Origin of the sequence: Microbulbifer agarilyticus, assembly GCF_019800665.1 — a bacterium.
GTDB classification, from domain to species: domain Bacteria; phylum Pseudomonadota; class Gammaproteobacteria; order Pseudomonadales; family Cellvibrionaceae; genus Microbulbifer; species Microbulbifer agarilyticus_C.
The window spans coordinates 412,929-427,763 of sequence record NZ_JAHVKO010000001.1 but is presented as its reverse complement, the minus strand read 5'-3'; the positions used below and the strand labels follow the sequence as shown (position 1 = coordinate 427,763).

14 protein-coding genes are annotated in these 14,835 nt (G+C 56.8%); 10 read left to right on the top strand and 4 right to left on the bottom strand.

Features of this window, described 5'->3' with window-relative positions; genetic code table 11:
• Positions 1-196 precede the first annotated feature (196 nt).
• From KUV22_RS01725 to KUV22_RS01695, 7 genes are all read left to right on the top strand, one after another.
• Positions 197-2,746, top strand: coding sequence for an Ig-like domain-containing protein (locus KUV22_RS01725; RefSeq protein ID WP_222227913.1), 2,550 nt, complete (start codon positions 197-199; stop codon positions 2,744-2,746).
• A 73-nt stretch (positions 2,747-2,819) separates the two neighbouring features.
• On the top strand, positions 2,820-3,185 hold the full coding sequence (locus tag KUV22_RS01720) for a cupin domain-containing protein (protein WP_222227912.1): 366 nt from the start codon (positions 2,820-2,822) through the stop codon (positions 3,183-3,185).
• 100 nt (positions 3,186-3,285) lie between these two features.
• Positions 3,286-3,537, top strand: a complete 252-nt coding sequence (locus KUV22_RS01715; protein WP_222227911.1) for a hypothetical protein — start codon at positions 3,286-3,288, stop codon at positions 3,535-3,537.
• 176 nt (positions 3,538-3,713) lie between these two features.
• Entirely contained in the window at positions 3,714-4,154 is a 441-nt protein-coding gene (locus tag KUV22_RS01710; protein WP_222227910.1) for a DUF4174 domain-containing protein, read from the top strand.
• 91 nt (positions 4,155-4,245) lie between these two features.
• Complete coding sequence (locus KUV22_RS01705) at positions 4,246-4,902, top strand: NAD(P)H-binding protein (RefSeq protein ID WP_222227909.1); 657 nt, start codon at positions 4,246-4,248, stop codon at positions 4,900-4,902.
• A gap of 188 nt (positions 4,903-5,090) precedes the next feature.
• Positions 5,091-6,137 carry an alkane 1-monooxygenase gene (locus KUV22_RS01700; protein WP_222227908.1) on the top strand — a complete coding sequence of 349 codons (1,047 nt, stop codon included), beginning with the start codon at positions 5,091-5,093 and terminating at the stop codon, positions 6,135-6,137.
• Between the two features lie 27 nt (positions 6,138-6,164).
• Positions 6,165-6,617, top strand: a complete 453-nt coding sequence (locus KUV22_RS01695; RefSeq protein WP_222227907.1) for a DCC1-like thiol-disulfide oxidoreductase family protein — start codon at positions 6,165-6,167, stop codon at positions 6,615-6,617.
• A 60-nt stretch (positions 6,618-6,677) separates the two neighbouring features.
• Here KUV22_RS01695 and KUV22_RS01690 read toward each other — a convergent pair whose 3' ends face one another.
• From KUV22_RS01690 to katG, 4 genes are all read right to left on the bottom strand, one after another.
• A complete protein-coding gene (locus KUV22_RS01690) occupies positions 6,678-6,947 on the bottom strand; it encodes a DUF2905 family protein (RefSeq protein WP_222227906.1) in 270 nt (89 codons plus the stop codon).
• 120 nt (positions 6,948-7,067) lie between these two features.
• The gene (locus KUV22_RS01685) at positions 7,068-7,640 is read right to left on the bottom strand and encodes a hypothetical protein (RefSeq protein WP_222227905.1); all 573 of its coding nucleotides are present in this window, start codon (positions 7,638-7,640) and stop codon (positions 7,068-7,070) included.
• Between the two features lie 250 nt (positions 7,641-7,890).
• Complete coding sequence (locus KUV22_RS01680) at positions 7,891-9,018, bottom strand: MipA/OmpV family protein (RefSeq protein WP_222227904.1); 1,128 nt, start codon at positions 9,016-9,018, stop codon at positions 7,891-7,893.
• Positions 9,019-9,127: 109 nt separating this feature from the next.
• Positions 9,128-11,356 (bottom strand): catalase/peroxidase HPI, encoded by a 2,229-nt coding sequence (gene katG / locus KUV22_RS01675; RefSeq protein WP_222227903.1) that lies wholly within the window; start codon positions 11,354-11,356, stop codon positions 9,128-9,130.
• A 203-nt stretch (positions 11,357-11,559) separates the two neighbouring features.
• On the opposite strand from katG, the gene KUV22_RS01670 reads away from it, so the two are divergent.
• From KUV22_RS01670 to ahpF, 3 genes are all read left to right on the top strand, one after another.
• Positions 11,560-12,144 carry an exopolysaccharide biosynthesis protein gene (locus tag KUV22_RS01670; RefSeq protein WP_222227902.1) on the top strand — a complete coding sequence of 195 codons (585 nt, stop codon included), beginning with the start codon at positions 11,560-11,562 and terminating at the stop codon, positions 12,142-12,144.
• 168 nt (positions 12,145-12,312) lie between these two features.
• Positions 12,313-12,879: an alkyl hydroperoxide reductase subunit C gene (gene ahpC / locus KUV22_RS01665; protein WP_077402708.1), complete on the top strand. Its 567-nt coding sequence runs from the start codon at positions 12,313-12,315 to the stop codon at positions 12,877-12,879.
• A 209-nt stretch (positions 12,880-13,088) separates the two neighbouring features.
• Entirely contained in the window at positions 13,089-14,681 is a 1,593-nt protein-coding gene (gene ahpF / locus KUV22_RS01660) for an alkyl hydroperoxide reductase subunit F (RefSeq protein ID WP_222227901.1), read from the top strand.
• The last annotated feature ends 154 nt before the right edge of the window (positions 14,682-14,835 follow it).

Here is a 14,835-nt window from a genome sequence, read left to right as displayed (position 1 = left end):
CACGCGAGTTTGGAGCTGAATTCGTTGGAAGCGCACAGCAAATTGTGTCAAAAATTCAGCGAGTTAGCGTGTGAAGCTCGCGAACGGTAGCAACTTGACGAACGCAAATCGTATTGCACCTATTGAATATTGCTGCTTACCCTGAGCGGCGGAAGAGGTACTCAAACAACGATAAATCAACTCTCCGAGGATCGTCATGAAGACACCCCGCACACTCGTTGCGCTCGCAATGCTATTCACCGCATCTGCGCCAGGTCTGGCACAGGCGACGGATTGCAGCGCTCTCGCCGAATGGGATTCGGCCACCGCCTACAACGGCGGCGCTCAAATCCAGTACAACGGCAATGCCTACACCGCCAACTGGTGGACACAAAACCACAACCCGGAAACTCATTCAGATGCCTATCAGGAGTGGCGACTCGTCGGCGCCTGTGAAGGCGGCAATCAGAAACCCCAGGTGAGCCTGAGCTCTCCATTGGATGGCGCCACTTTGAGCCTGAATGACAGCGTTATCATCGGCGCTGACGCGAGCGACAGTGACGGCGCCGTGAGCCAGGTAACCTTTTTGCTCGATGGCACTGCCATCGGCACGGATACCAGCTCCCCCTACTCGGTGACGTGGACAGCAACCGCAGGTGCCCACACCCTCAGCGCAATCGCCACCGACGACCAGGGGCGCGATAGCGACACTGCCTCTGTCAGCGTCAATGTAATCGACCCCAACGCCAACAGCGCCCCCACCGTGAGCCTCACCAACCCCACCGCCCAGTCGCAAATTAGCGCCGGTGACAGTGTCAGCCTAACCGCCGATGCCGCAGATCAAGACGGCAACGTAACCGCTGTCGAGTTCTTCGTCGATGATGTCGCCGTGGGAAGCAGCAGCCAGGCGCCGTTTGCAGTCAACTGGCAAGCAGTGGCCGGCACTCACAGCTTTAAAGCGATTGCCACCGATAACGACGGCGCCAGTACCGCCTCCAATGTAGTGTCGCTTGCCGTCGAGGCCGGCCAGGTCGGTGGTGGCTGTGCCGGTGTTCCGGCCTACAGCGCGGGCACCAGCTATGCGGCCAGCGATGTGGTGGAGAACGTAAACCACAAATACCGCTGCGATATCGCCGGCTGGTGTAGCTCCAATGCCGCATGGGCTTATGAGCCGGGCGTGGGCCAACACTGGACCGATGCCTGGACCGACCTCGGCATCTGTGCAATCGCACCCGAGCTCACTATTACCCAACCGGGAGATAACAGCACCCTGCTCGCGGGCGAACAAATTAGCTTCAGCGCGGACGCCAGCGACGGGGACGGCAGCGTGGCCCAGGTTGAGTTCTTTGCCTCGGGTCAGTCTTTGGGTACCGACACCGGTGCGCCCTATGCCATCAATTGGACGGTGGCCGGAAGTGGTGATGTTCAGTTAAAAGCCGTTGTAACCGATGACGAAGGTAACAGCACCGAGGCAACCGTACTCGTGAGCGTAAGCACCGATCCGGTAGTTGCCACACTGACGGCACCGACTAGCGGTAGCCAAATCACGCTTGGCAACGCAATCAGCCTGGAAGCCGAGGCCAGTGCGCTGCAGGGCAGTATCAGCCAGGTCGCCTTCCTGGTCGACGGCATGCAGGTAGCGGTAGACACCAGCGCGCCCTACTCTGCAAGCTACACGCCCGGTGCTCTGGGTGACTACAGCATTACAGCGGTCGCAACGGACAACGCTGGCAACGAGGCGAGCAGCACCGCGGCCAGCGTGCGGGTGATCAATGCCCCGGTTGGTAAAAAACACAAGCTGATTGGCTACTGGCACAACTTCGTTAATCCAGCCGGCTGTCCGATTCGCCTGCGCGAGATTTCATCGGCCTGGGACATTATCGACATTGCCTTTGCGGATAATGATCGCAACTCCGATGGTACCGTGCACTTCAATCTATTCCAGCAGGACATCCATTCCAGCTGCCCGCCAATGGACCCGGATCTGTTCAAACAGGATGTGGCGGAACTGCAGGCCCAGGGCAAAATTATTGTGCTGAGCCTGGGCGGCGCCGAGGGCACCATTACGCTCAATACCGACTCCGATGAAGCCAACTTCGTCGCCAGCCTGTCCGCCATCATTGATGAGTGGGGCTTTGACGGCCTGGATATCGATCTGGAGAGCGGTTCCAACCTGGTGCATGGCTCGCAGATTCAGGCGCGCCTGCCGCGCGCACTGCGTCAGATCGAGCAGAATATGGGTGGCGATATGTACCTGACCATGGCTCCGGAGCACCCCTATGTGCACGGCGGCATGGTGGCCTATTCCGGGATCTGGGGTGCGTATATCCCGCTGATTGACGAGCTGCGCGACACCCTCGACCTGCTGCACGTACAGCTCTACAACAATGGTGGACTGATGAACCCCTATGAGAGCGGTGCTGCAGCCGAGGGCTCGGTGAATATGATGGTGGCCCATGCGCGCATGCTGATCGAAGGCTTTGAACTCGCTGACGGCAGTCAGTTTGCGCCGCTGCGCGACGATCAGGTTGCCATCGGATTGCCATCCGGCCCCAGCTCGGCAAACTCCGGTCAGGCGCCGACGCAAAATATCCTGGATGCACTGGACTGCCTGACCATCCTGCAGAACTGTGGCAGCATTGTGCCGGCATACGCCTATCCGGATTTTGGTGGCGTGATGACCTGGTCGATCAATTGGGACCAACACGACGGCTACAATTTCTCCGGACCAGTGGGCGACAAGCTCAATAGCATGAACGCCCAATAAGAACGATGTAACCACCACCTGCCCACAGTTTTACCGGCTGTGGGCAGGCGGTCTTTTGGGTAAACATTTCTCAATGAAAAGCGGCAACTTGTTTCGGAATATTCCAGCGGGGCCACTCAAAGATGAATTGTTCGAATCACTAAGTCAGTCTGAAAGTACATTAATCGAAAGGATTATTTCCCGAGGGCACAAAACCCCGGATCACGACTGGTACGACCAGACGCGCGCGGAATGGGTGGTATTGCTGGAAGGCAGCGCCGAGCTGGAATTTGAAGATGGGTCTATCGCCCACCTGGAAAAGGGTGACTACCTGGATATCCCCGCGCATTGCAAACACCGAGTGCGCTGGACCTCTCCCGATGAAACCTGCGTGTGGCTGGCAATTCACTACTGCCAGGACGAAAGCCCTGACAGCAGTCATTCAAAAACCGTTAGTTAACGATTTCAACTGGACCGTGGTCGTCACAATGGCCATCGTGCACATGGTGTAATCGACCGTCGACGATGTAGTCCACATGATCCCCGTGAGGAATCGCCTCGTGTCCACAACCCGGGCCATGCACATGTTCACCACACGTGTGCACCGGATTACAGCCATCCGGGTTAGTGGCGCTTACTTCAATCGCATGTTCATCGCAGTGATCACCGTGTGGGTGATGCAACTTACCGTCAAGCAAGTAGTCCGTATGGTCGCCATGCCGCACCGCCGTGTGACCGCAGCCTGCGCCGTGGGTATGGCCTGGGTGCGTATGAGTATGAGAACACGCCATTGTTTCGCCTCCGCTAAGTGAACTTAAAGAGTGAAGTAAAAAGAGTGATGTGAAATCTGTCTCTCTAGGTTAGTCCAGCGTCCCGTCACTTGCCGGATGCCGTTGCTCCAGCCCACACCAGGGGTGGCCCCATTGAATAGCCGCCAATGGCTGTGACGCACAATTCCAACACTTGTATATACTGAAAGAAGTAAATCGTGCCATCCGAGGTTCCTACGATGCGCCGCATGTGCTTTTACCTGATCACTTTCGCACTGACTGCTCTCGCCACCACTGCCATAGCAGCGGACCAACTCAAGCAGTACCAGTGGAAGCAGCGCGTGCTTCTTATCCATGCAAACGAAAACGCCGGTGCGATCCGACTTATGCTGGACCAAAACCAGCAAGCGATTAACGAACGGGATCTTGTGTGGTTTCTGGTCAGTCCATCGGGCATACAAAGTAACCGCGAGCAGGATATAACCCCTTCACTGCAACAACAGATCACCAATACGCTGAAGGAGTCGCCCGGAGCAGCGGCAGTGCTGATTGGCAAGGATGGCAGCATCAAAGGACGATACTCCGATCTCAACCTGGACGTCGCTTTCGGGCTGATCGACACCATGCCAATGCGCAAGAAAGAAATGTCGGATCCGTAGGTCTCCCCATGGCCTCCCCCGAGAACGCTCTTGCGCACTGCTCTCAGGTAAAAAATAATGCCTGCTCACGGCGTGAATGGCGGGCTGAAAAATGACAAAAACTGCAATCGTACTGGGAGCCACCGGACTGGTTGGCCGCGCACTAGTCGAGCGATTAGTAAACTCCAGCAATTTCACTCAAGTAATTACCCTCACCCGCAAATCCGCGCCGCACCAGTCGCCCAAGGTCGAAAATCACGTGGTGAATTTCGATCATCTGGAGAATTATCAACCTCTGCTTGCAGGCGACTGCTTATTCTCCTGCCTAGGTACCACAAAAAAACAAGCGGGCTCAATCCCAGCGCAGCGACGGGTCGATTTGGATTATCAGTTATTGGCCGCGCAGCTTGCGGCTAAAAACGCGGTGTCGCACTACTTGCTGGTCTCCTCTAGCGGAGCCGACGCTAAGAGCCTGAGTCCTTACCTGAAAATGAAGGGCGAGCTGGAGCAGCAGGTGCTGCAACTTCCATTCAAATACATCAGCATACTGCAGCCCTCACTACTGCTGGGCTCTCGCGATCACGCGCGAGCAGGCGAGCAGTTCGCGGCCTGGCTGCTACCAACACTGTGCAAACTTCCCGGTTTGAGGAAATACCGCCCAATTACCGGAGACCAGGTCGCCCAAAAACTACTCGCCCTGAGCCTTGCACCCGGCCCCGCGCAACAAACACTCGTTTTGGATCAGATTTTCGCAGGGCTGTCAGAGTGAGATACCTGCAAGTGGCGCGCCTAGGATAACCGACTGGTTTCAGCCAAGGATGCTATTGCCAGCGGGCGCTAAATCACGCTTTAATCCTTGGGTAGCCAATCACTCCGACAGCTTGATGTATGCACTCGACAGGGTGCAGCACCGATAGCGAAAACAATAATTCTGTGGGAGACAGCAAAGGAGGCTCTATGCACTCTCTGCGCGCCGGTCGCTATTTGGCGGCCTACATCTTGCCGTTACTCGTCTTGCTGGGCCTTAGTCAGGGCGGAATGTGGACGTTCATTCCCCTGCTCTATACCTATGGCATATTACCGCTGCTCGAACTCCTCCTGCCGGCACCCGTATCAAACCTGACCGAGCTGGAAGAAAAATCCCTGGAATCCGATCCGCTGTATGACTTGTTACTGTATCTGGCTGTGCCGGTTCAGTACGGGCTACTGGGCTACTTCTTTTTCGTATTACCCGACTTGCACGGACTGCCACTCGTCGGTGCAGTCACCGGCCTGGGATTAATGTGCGGCACCTTTGGTATCAATGTCGCACACGAGTTAGGCCACCGCCCAAAGCAACTTCCCCAGTTTGCCGCCAAGCTGCTCCTGCTCTCCTCACTAAACACCCACTTCTTTGTCGAGCACAACCGCGGCCACCACCGGCGCGTTGCCACAACAGAAGATCCAGCCAGTGCGCGCAGAGGCGAAACGCTTTACCACTTCTGGATACGCTCAATCTACACGGGTTACCTGTCTGCATGGCAGTTGGAAAATGTGCGACTCGCCAAACAAGAACGGCACTGGTTTTCCCTTCATAACCAAATGCTCCGCTGGCAGTTCATGCAGGTTTTCGCCGTTGCAATGATCTTCGGTTTTTTGGGTGTGAAAGCCGGAGCCTGCTTTTTGATCGCGGCGACCGGAGGCATCCTACTACTGGAGACAGTCAACTATATCGAGCATTACGGGCTGCAACGGGTAAAACAAGGCACGCGTTACGAGCGTGTTTCCCCGGTACATTCGTGGAATTCCAATCATATTCTGGGCCGGCTCACACTGTTTGAGCTGTCCCGCCACTCCGACCACCACGCGCGAGCAAGCCGCCCCTACCCGATCCTGCGCCATCATGAGGCCAGCCCGCAAATGCCCACCGGCTATCCGGGAATGATGCTGGTGGCCCTGTTACCCCCGGTTTGGTTTCACGTGATGCATCGTCAGATCGCCCGCTTCCAAGCTGCGGATAGCTGACAACAGAAAGGACGTACACAATAGGACATGAGCGAAGCACACGCACCCTCAGAGAAACACACTGAAACAGGGCCAGAGAACCAAGAAATCCTATTGCTCTACGATAAGCAGTGTCCCATGTGCGACTACTATTGCAACCTGGTCCGAATTCGCGAGGATCTGGGCCACTTAACCCTGATTGATGCGCGCGACGATAGCGCGCTGCTAAACGAAGTCACGCGACGCGGATTGGATATCGACCAGGGCATGGTACTGAAGGTTGGTGATCAGCTTTATTACGGTTCCGACGCGATTCACGTGCTGTCTCTACTCGGTGGCCGCAGCGGCTTTTTTAACAGACTTAACTACGTGATTTTCCGATCGGAAAAAGTTGCACACGTGGTGTACCCGGGACTGCGTTCAGTGCGAAACCTGATATTGAAGATCTTGGGAAAAACCAAGATCAACAATCTGGATCAGATAAACAACGACAAGTTTTAAATGCAATTAAGCACGTATCGTTCGACATCGTTTGCCACGCGTACGCACAGCACGGCATGACTAACCCCGGGTAAAATACGCAACGACATTCACTAGGATGGTCAGCAGAATCGAAACGAGAATCATGGCTTTCCAGGGAAAGAACACTTTAACTCTGGGCCTTTCCGGGTCTTCATGCTGCTCAATTGCGCGTCGGGCATGCTCTTCTATCTTCTTCTGCACCCTGCTCGCGGCATCGGGAAACACCAGCGGAATCAGGTTCACCAACAGGGTCAAAACGACCGACGCCACCAATGAGTAAAGGATAAACTCCACCGCACGGTCCCCCATTCTCTTTTCTCTTGCCCGTTGGCAACAGCTTAGCCTACTCCCATGCAGGTCCACTTTTACAGGGGCTAAATACAGCAAAGGCGCCCGCAGGCGCCTTTGGTTCTTCGGTAATGTCGGCGCTTAGCGGCGTGCCATGCTCGACCCACGGGAATCCAGTGCGGCCAGAATCTTCTTCATCTCATCCGCCTCGTCCTGCACTCGTTTCGCCTTGGCGGCAGCCATCGCGGCCTTCTCCGCCTCAATTCCGGCCTTAATCGCACGCTCGCGGGCGGCGCTGCCGGTGCGACCAGTAGCAATCTTTTCTTTTACCGGCTTGGCAGTGCGCTTGGCGGTTACCTTGGTCACGGTTTTGGACGCAGTGGCACGGGGCTTGACCTTCGGCTTGGGCGCCAGGGCCGCTTTGGTGGTGCCGGAGCGCACAGTCTTTATGCCCACAAGGCTTTTGGCGTTGTAGGTATCCAGCGCTTCCTCAACCATTTCCTGCTGCTCGAGGCGGTCTTCCACCGCGGCAAACAGCTCCACCTCAAAGGCATGGGCGCCAAAGGCCTTCAGCTCGTGGTAAAACGGGTGGTCGATACCCAGGGCAACAGCGTCTTGGATCTGTCGAAAGCGTGCCTCGGGGGTCACGCCATCGCGGGCAGTGCCCACCCATACTTCATCGGTTTCGCTATTGGTCAGGGTGAATACGATCATAATTCCTCAGTCAACATCACGGAGGCCAGCGCCGCAAGGAAACGGGCTGGATCAACAGGGCCAAAAGGCCGCGCATTCTAATGATTTAAAATGAAATGTGCAGACTTGACTTGCGGCACCAGCCCTGACCTCTGGCGCCGCGTCGCTTGCTTGGAAAAGGGCTCACTGAAAAGCACTTACCGCGATAATTTCTGCCTACCGCATCGCCAACCCATGGACCTTTGGCCCAGCGATGATGGGCCGCGCTCGATCAGAAGGTGTAAGTAATCGCAGCGAAGCCCTTGAGGACGTGATTGTCGTCGACGATGGGGCTGTCCGAGATGTCATCCCCAAGGTATTCCACGTTCAGATCAATGATCAGGCGCCAGTGCTCGGTGATCTCCAGGATGCCGCCAACGCCGCCCTCGACCGTAACCGTACTGCCCACGTCGTATGCAGGCCTGACGGGGTTAGCTGCCCAGATGGGCACCCCAAAGTCGTAGTTGGCGAGATCACTACTCAGCCAGTTCACCCCCAGAGAGGGTCCCCAGCTGACATTGCCAGTCTGGAATCCCTTGGACACGCGGAATTCTGCGGTACCGCCGCCAAAGCGGTCCAGCACATCGTGCTGATAGCGAAAATCCACATCGATGCGGTTGGGACCGTCGTACACCAGGCCGACGCCGGCCATCAGGGTGCTGTCGCGGTCTCCGAGACCAACCAAGATCGGGCTATCGCTCTCTTCGTACGCGCCCACGCGATAGGTGGCATTCACGGCGAAACGCAGGGTGTCACTCCCCCAAATTCCGTAGCGCAGGCTTGGGCCCACCCACTGTAGCCGCTCACCGAAATAGGTAATGGCAGGGATGACCTGAGTGACCGCCGAATCAGAGCCCACGTAGGGACTGCTGCGCCCGATCACGCCGATACCCACACCCCACTGCCCGGCTTCGCCAAGTACCTGGAACAGTTCGATATCGATGGTGGTGGTTTGGCCGTCGGCGAGGTAGAAGCTTGCGCGCTGAAAGCTCGGCGGCCCCTTGGGGCGATAGCTGTTTGACAACCCAATCGGCTCCTTGGGAATCCCAATGAAGGTTCGGTCCAGAGCGCCGTTATTATTTTCGTCTGCATACACCAGCACCGCGATAGTGCCGCTGGGTACACCGGACAGACGATACACGCCTTCCGCATTTACCCCCATGACCACCTCGCTCCGAGGACTGCGAAAGTCACCGAAAGCATCCGGGTTGTCATATACCTGAAAAACCAGATTGCCCTCGGCCGGTGGGTTTAGCACCCGCACGTCTAACTCCGCAGCGCTCGCACGGCCGAAGTGGAAGGCACTTGCCACAAAGATGACAAAGACAGTGAATCTGATTACTGCAGTCGAAATGTTCATCTGATATCCGCTTGAGGAGGTAATGCTCGCCTAGCAGGGGAAATCCTCGCTGGGAAGCGCAATTAAATTCTAACTACGCTTAACAGCGAGAATGGATCACCGCCAACACTTAACGGTCGAGGTTCATTACCTTGTGCCAAGCTTTCGCGAAGTCGTCGACAAATTTCTGCTTGGCATCGTCTTCCGAGTAGTACTCGGCAACGGCGCGCAGCTCGGCGTTGGAACCAAAGATCAGATCCACGGGCGTCGCCGACCATTTGACGTTACCGGTCTTGCGGTCTTTACCCTCGAATAGCCCTTCACCCGACCTACTCCACTCGGTCGACATATCCACCAGATTGACGAAGAAATCATTGCTCAGGGTTCCAGGCTTATCGGTGAATACCCCATTCGCAGATTTGTCACTATTGGTGTTCATGGTGCGCATGCCGCCGATCAACACCGCCATTTCCGGCACCGTCAGATCCAGCATACTGGCCTTGTCCACCATGGCTTCCGTTGGCGACAGCACATTGCCCTTGCCATAGTAATTCCGGAACGCGTCCGCACGTGGTTCTAGCCAGCCGAAAGATTTGACGTCAGTCTGCTCGGCAGTGGCGTCATTGCGCCCCGGTTTGAATGGCACCTTGACGCTGTAACCGGCTTTCTTTGCCGCTTCTTCCACCCCGGCGTTACCGGCCAGGACCACGGTATCGGCGAACGAGATTCTCTTGCCGCCGCCGAGGCCACCATTGAAGTCCTTCTGAATACCTTCGAGCTTGGCGAGCACCTTGGACAACTCCGCGGGGGTATTTACCGGCCAGTCTTTTTGCGGCGCCAGGCGAATACGCCCACCATTGGCGCCACCGCGGGCATCCGAGTCGCGATAGGAAGCGGCCGCGGCCCAAGCGGTACGTACAAGTTCCGGAACCGTCAGGCCAGAGGCGAGGATTTTTTTCTTTAGGTTTTCGGCATCGCCCTCACTGATCAGCGTGAAATTCACGGCGGGAATCGGATCCTGCCAAATCAGATCCTCTTTCGGCACCTCTGGCCCCAGGTAGCGGGACTTGGGCCCAAGATCCCGATGGAGCAATTTAAACCAGGCCTTGGCGAAGGCTTTCTGCAGCTCGTCCGGGTTTTCCAGAAAGCGCTGGGAGATCGCCTTGTAGGCCGGATCCATCTTCAGTGACAGGTCGGTGGTAAACATAATTGGCGCATGGCGCTTGGATTTGTCATGGGCGTCCGGCACCAGATTGGCGGCCTGGTTGTTTTCCGGAATCCACTGGGTAGCGCCGGCGGGGCTTTTGGTTTTCACCCAGTTGAACTTGAACAGGTTCTCCAGATACTGATTACTCCACTGGATCGGGCTCACCGACCAGGCGCCTTCCAGACCACTGGTAAAGGCATCAATGCCCTTGCCGGTACCGCACTTGTTCTTCCAGCCGAACCCCTGTTGTTCGATACCCGCGGCCGCCGGCTCTTTGCCGATACAGTCGACCTTCACTGCGCCGTGCGCCTTACCAAAGGTGTGCCCACCGACAATAAGCGCGACGGTTTCCTCGTCGTTCATTGCCATACGGCCAAAGGTCTCGCGGATATCCTTGGCCGCCGCAATCGGGTCCGGATTGCCATTGGGGCCTTCCGGGTTTACATAGATCAATCCCATCTGCACCGCCGCCAACGGCCGGTCCAGCTTGCGGTCACCTTTGTAGCGCTTGTCCGCGAGCCACTCGGTTTCAGGCCCCCAGTACACCAGGTCCGCCTCCCAATCATCTTCCCGGCCACCGGCAAAGCCAAAGGTCTCGAACCCCATGGATTCCAGTGCCACGTTGCCGGTCAGTACCATCAGGTCCGCCCAGGAAATCTTGTCACCGTATTTCTGCTTGACCGGGAGCAGCAGGCGGCGGGCCTTATCCAGGCTCGCATTGTCTGGCCAACTATTGAGTGGTTCGAAGCGTTGCTGGCCGCCAACCGCTCCGCCGCGGCCATCCATTACCCGATAAGTACCGGCCGCGTGCCAGGACATGCGAATCATAAATGGACCGTAGTGACCGTAATCGGCGGGCCACCAGTCTTGGGAAGTCTTGAGCGTGGTCTCTATGTCTTTCTTGAGCGCGTTGTAGTCCAGGCTGTTGAATGCCTTGGCGTAATCAAAATCCTCGCCCTGCGGATTGGAGGCTGCGGCATTGCGGCGCAGCACCGATAGATCCAATTCATCCGGCCACCAGAAGCTGTTCGGCTTGGGTTCGCCGACGGGGTATTTTTCCTGCGCGCCAGATTGGGCCAGAGCATAAGACGTGGCGCCCAGCGCACAGATGGACAGAGCGATTGCTGTACACAGTGTTTTTGCTTTTAGCATGTTTATACCCTTATTCGAGTCCTGTTCCATTTGCCTCTGAATATAGGTGCTGCAGGTTTGCAGTAAGGTGAATTCCCGCTTTGCGGCGATAATTTGACGGATAAATTCACACCCGTGGAAATCACAACTGGAATAACCGGGCGCTCGCTACCCTATGCTTTTTACATAGAGCCCTCTGACACACCCAGCAGCCAAACACCACCATGCCAGAAGAGATCCAGAATCTGAGCCAGTTGCTTCAGAAACTGGAAAGCCTGACCGCGAGCGATGAACGCATTACTCTTGGGCGGGTGTTAAAGGCCCTTGGAGAACGCTCCTTTGCCCCGGTATTGCTGTTGATCGGCCTGATCCTGCTCTCGCCGCTTTCCGGAATTCCGGGCCTGCCGACCCTGATGGGAATTCTACTGCTGTTGGTCTCGATTCAGATGGTGATGCTGCGTCACCATCTGTGGCTACCCAAATGGCTATTGGCTCGCTCGATCCCCAAGAAACCGCTTATCCGCAGCCTGCACTGGTTTGCAAAACCGGCCGCGCACCTGGACCACTGGCTGCGGCCCCGGCTGGGCGTCATGGTGTACCAGGCCGGTAGTGTCGCCACCGCTGGTATCTGTATCCCCATTGCCCTACTCCTCCCGGTCATGGAGGTCATCCCCTTCTCGGCCTCTCTTGCGGGGCTCGCCCTAATCACCTTTGGACTGGCGCTGGTCGCCCGTGACGGTGCCCTGGAACTTATCGCCTTCGTACTCACCGGGGCCGCACTGGCCCTGATTCCCTACTACTTCCTTTGAACAAAATTTAAACTATTAAAGGATTGCAGATAATAGTTCGCAGCAATCACAACCATAAATATCAATTATTTCAATCAACTTAAGTCAACTAATAGTATTTCCCTCGTACCAAGCAACCAACGCCCAAACAGACGGGGCACAACTTCTCTCAGGAGATAAGGAAATACCATGGCTAACTACATCAACAGCGAAGTAAAACCCTTCAATGCCAAGGCTTACCAGGCTGGCGACTTCTTTGACGTGTCTGAAGCGGACCTGAAAGGCAAATGGTCCGTTGTGTTCTTCTACCCAGCGGACTTCACCTTCGTATGCCCTACCGAGCTGGGTGACCTGGCCGACAACTATGCGGAGTTCCAGAAGCTGGGCGTTGAGATCTACTCCGTATCCACCGATACCCACTTCACCCACAAGGCGTGGCACGACACCTCAGACACCATCGGCAAAATCCAATTCCCGATGATCGGTGACCCCACCGGCACCATCACCCGCAACTTTGGCGTGATGATCGAGGAAGAAGGCATCGCGGACCGCGGCACCTTTGTGATCGACCCGGAAGGCAAGATCCAGATTGTTGAGATCAACGCTGGCGGTATCGGCCGCGACGCTCAGGACTTGCTGCGCAAGATCAAAGCTGCCCAATACGTCGCCGCCCACCCGGGTGAAGTTTGCCCGGCCAAGTGGAAGGAAGGTGAAGAGACCCTCGCGCCTTCACTGGATCTGGTCGGCAAGATTTAAAGCACTTTTAAAGCACTACTGAAGTTACCGATAAGGTGCTGATGCCGGGTACAACCTTGCGAGACCGTCTGCGGCCAGGACGGCCGCAGCCGAGCCCCCATGGATGGGTTATCGGGGGGGCGCCTAGCCCGTGTCTCGCAAGGTTGTACCCGGTAGCAGCACCGCCACAACACTAGATAAGTATTAACAAAGAATTTCAGGACACACCGATGTTGGACGCAAACGTAAAGAAACAATTGGACACCTATCTGCAGAATATCGTCACTCCGATCGAGATTAGTGTGTCCGCAGACGACAGCCCGAAAGCGGTTGAACTGAGCAATCTGGCCAGCGACATTAACAATCTCTCCAGCAAGATTACGCTGAAGCAAGAGAGTCGCCCGCGCACACCCAGCATGGCGATCGCCCCGGCCGGAGAAAGCCCACGTGTTAGCTTCGCTGGCATTCCCATGGGGCACGAATTCACGTCACTGGTACTCGCCCTGTTACAAGCTGGCGGCCACCCCTCCAAGGTAGATACCGAGCTGCAAGAGCAGATCCGCAATATCCCGGGTGAATTCCACTTTGAAACCTATATTTCACTGTCCTGCCAGAACTGCCCGGACGTGGTGCAGGCGCTGAACCTGATGGCGACCTTAAATCCGAATATCACCCACGAAATGATCGACGGTGCCCTGTTTCAGGAAGAAGTCGATGATCGCCAGATCATGGCGGTACCCGCGGTTTACCTGAATGGTGAGCATTTCGCGCAGGGCCGTATGAGCCTTGAAGAAATCGTCGGCAAGATCGACACCGGTGCAGCTGCGCGTAAAGCGGAAGAGCTGAGCGAGCGCGCACCCTACGATGTACTGGTACTGGGCGGTGGCCCGGCCGGTGCGGCCGCGGCAATTTACGCGGCGCGTAAAGGCATTCGCACCGGTCTTGTGGCCGAGCGCTTCGGCGGGCAGGTGATGGACACCGTGGGTATCGAGAACTTTATCTCGGTGCCTTACACCGAGGGCCCAAAACTGGCCGCGAGCCTTGAGCAGCACGTGAAAGAATATGGTGTCGATATCATTACCGGCCAGCGCGCCGCTGCACTGTCGCGCAACAAAATGATCGAACTGCAAATGGAGAGTGGCGCCACTCTGGCCAGTAAATCGGTGGTCCTCGCGACCGGGGCGCGCTGGCGCGAACTGGGTGTGCCCGGCGAAGCGGAATACCGTACCAAGGGTGTGGCCTACTGCCCGCACTGCGATGGCCCCTTCTTCAAGGGCAAACACGTGGCGGTGATTGGCGGCGGCAACTCCGGCATTGAGGCGGCCATCGACCTGGCCGGTATCGTCAAGCACGTCACCGTGCTGGAATTTGCCGACACCCTGCGCGCCGACGAGGTACTGGTGCGCAAGGCGCGCTCCATGGCGAACATCGACATCATCACCAATGCCCAGACCACCGAGGTGCTCGGCGATGGCACCAAGGTCAATGGCCTGCAATACACCGACCGGGTGAGCGGCGAAAGTAACCAGCTCGAACTGGCCGGGGTATTTGTACAAATTGGCCTGGTGCCCAACACCGAATTCCTGCGCGACAGCGGGCTGGAAATGAATCGCATGGGAGAGATCGAAATCGACAGCCGCGGTGCGACGTCAATGCCCGGTGTATTTGCGGCGGGAGATGCCACTACTGTGCCTTACAAGCAGATCGTCATCTCCATGGGTGCGGGCGCAACCGCCGCACTGGGCGCATTTGATCACCTGATCCGCTCATCGGTCACCGACGCAGACAGCCCCGCCGCGGAGGCCCTGCCCATGGCGAGCTAATGCCCAGCGGCACTTGAACGCAACTTCGGGGTCAGCTGTCAGTGGCCCCGAAGCCCCCTCTTTCCGGTGCGCCGCAGTAAGGCTTGCAAGCGTTGGCGGCCACCGGGGGGACCCCACCCCTTTGCCGGCACTTGCCGGCTTTTTTACTACCTTT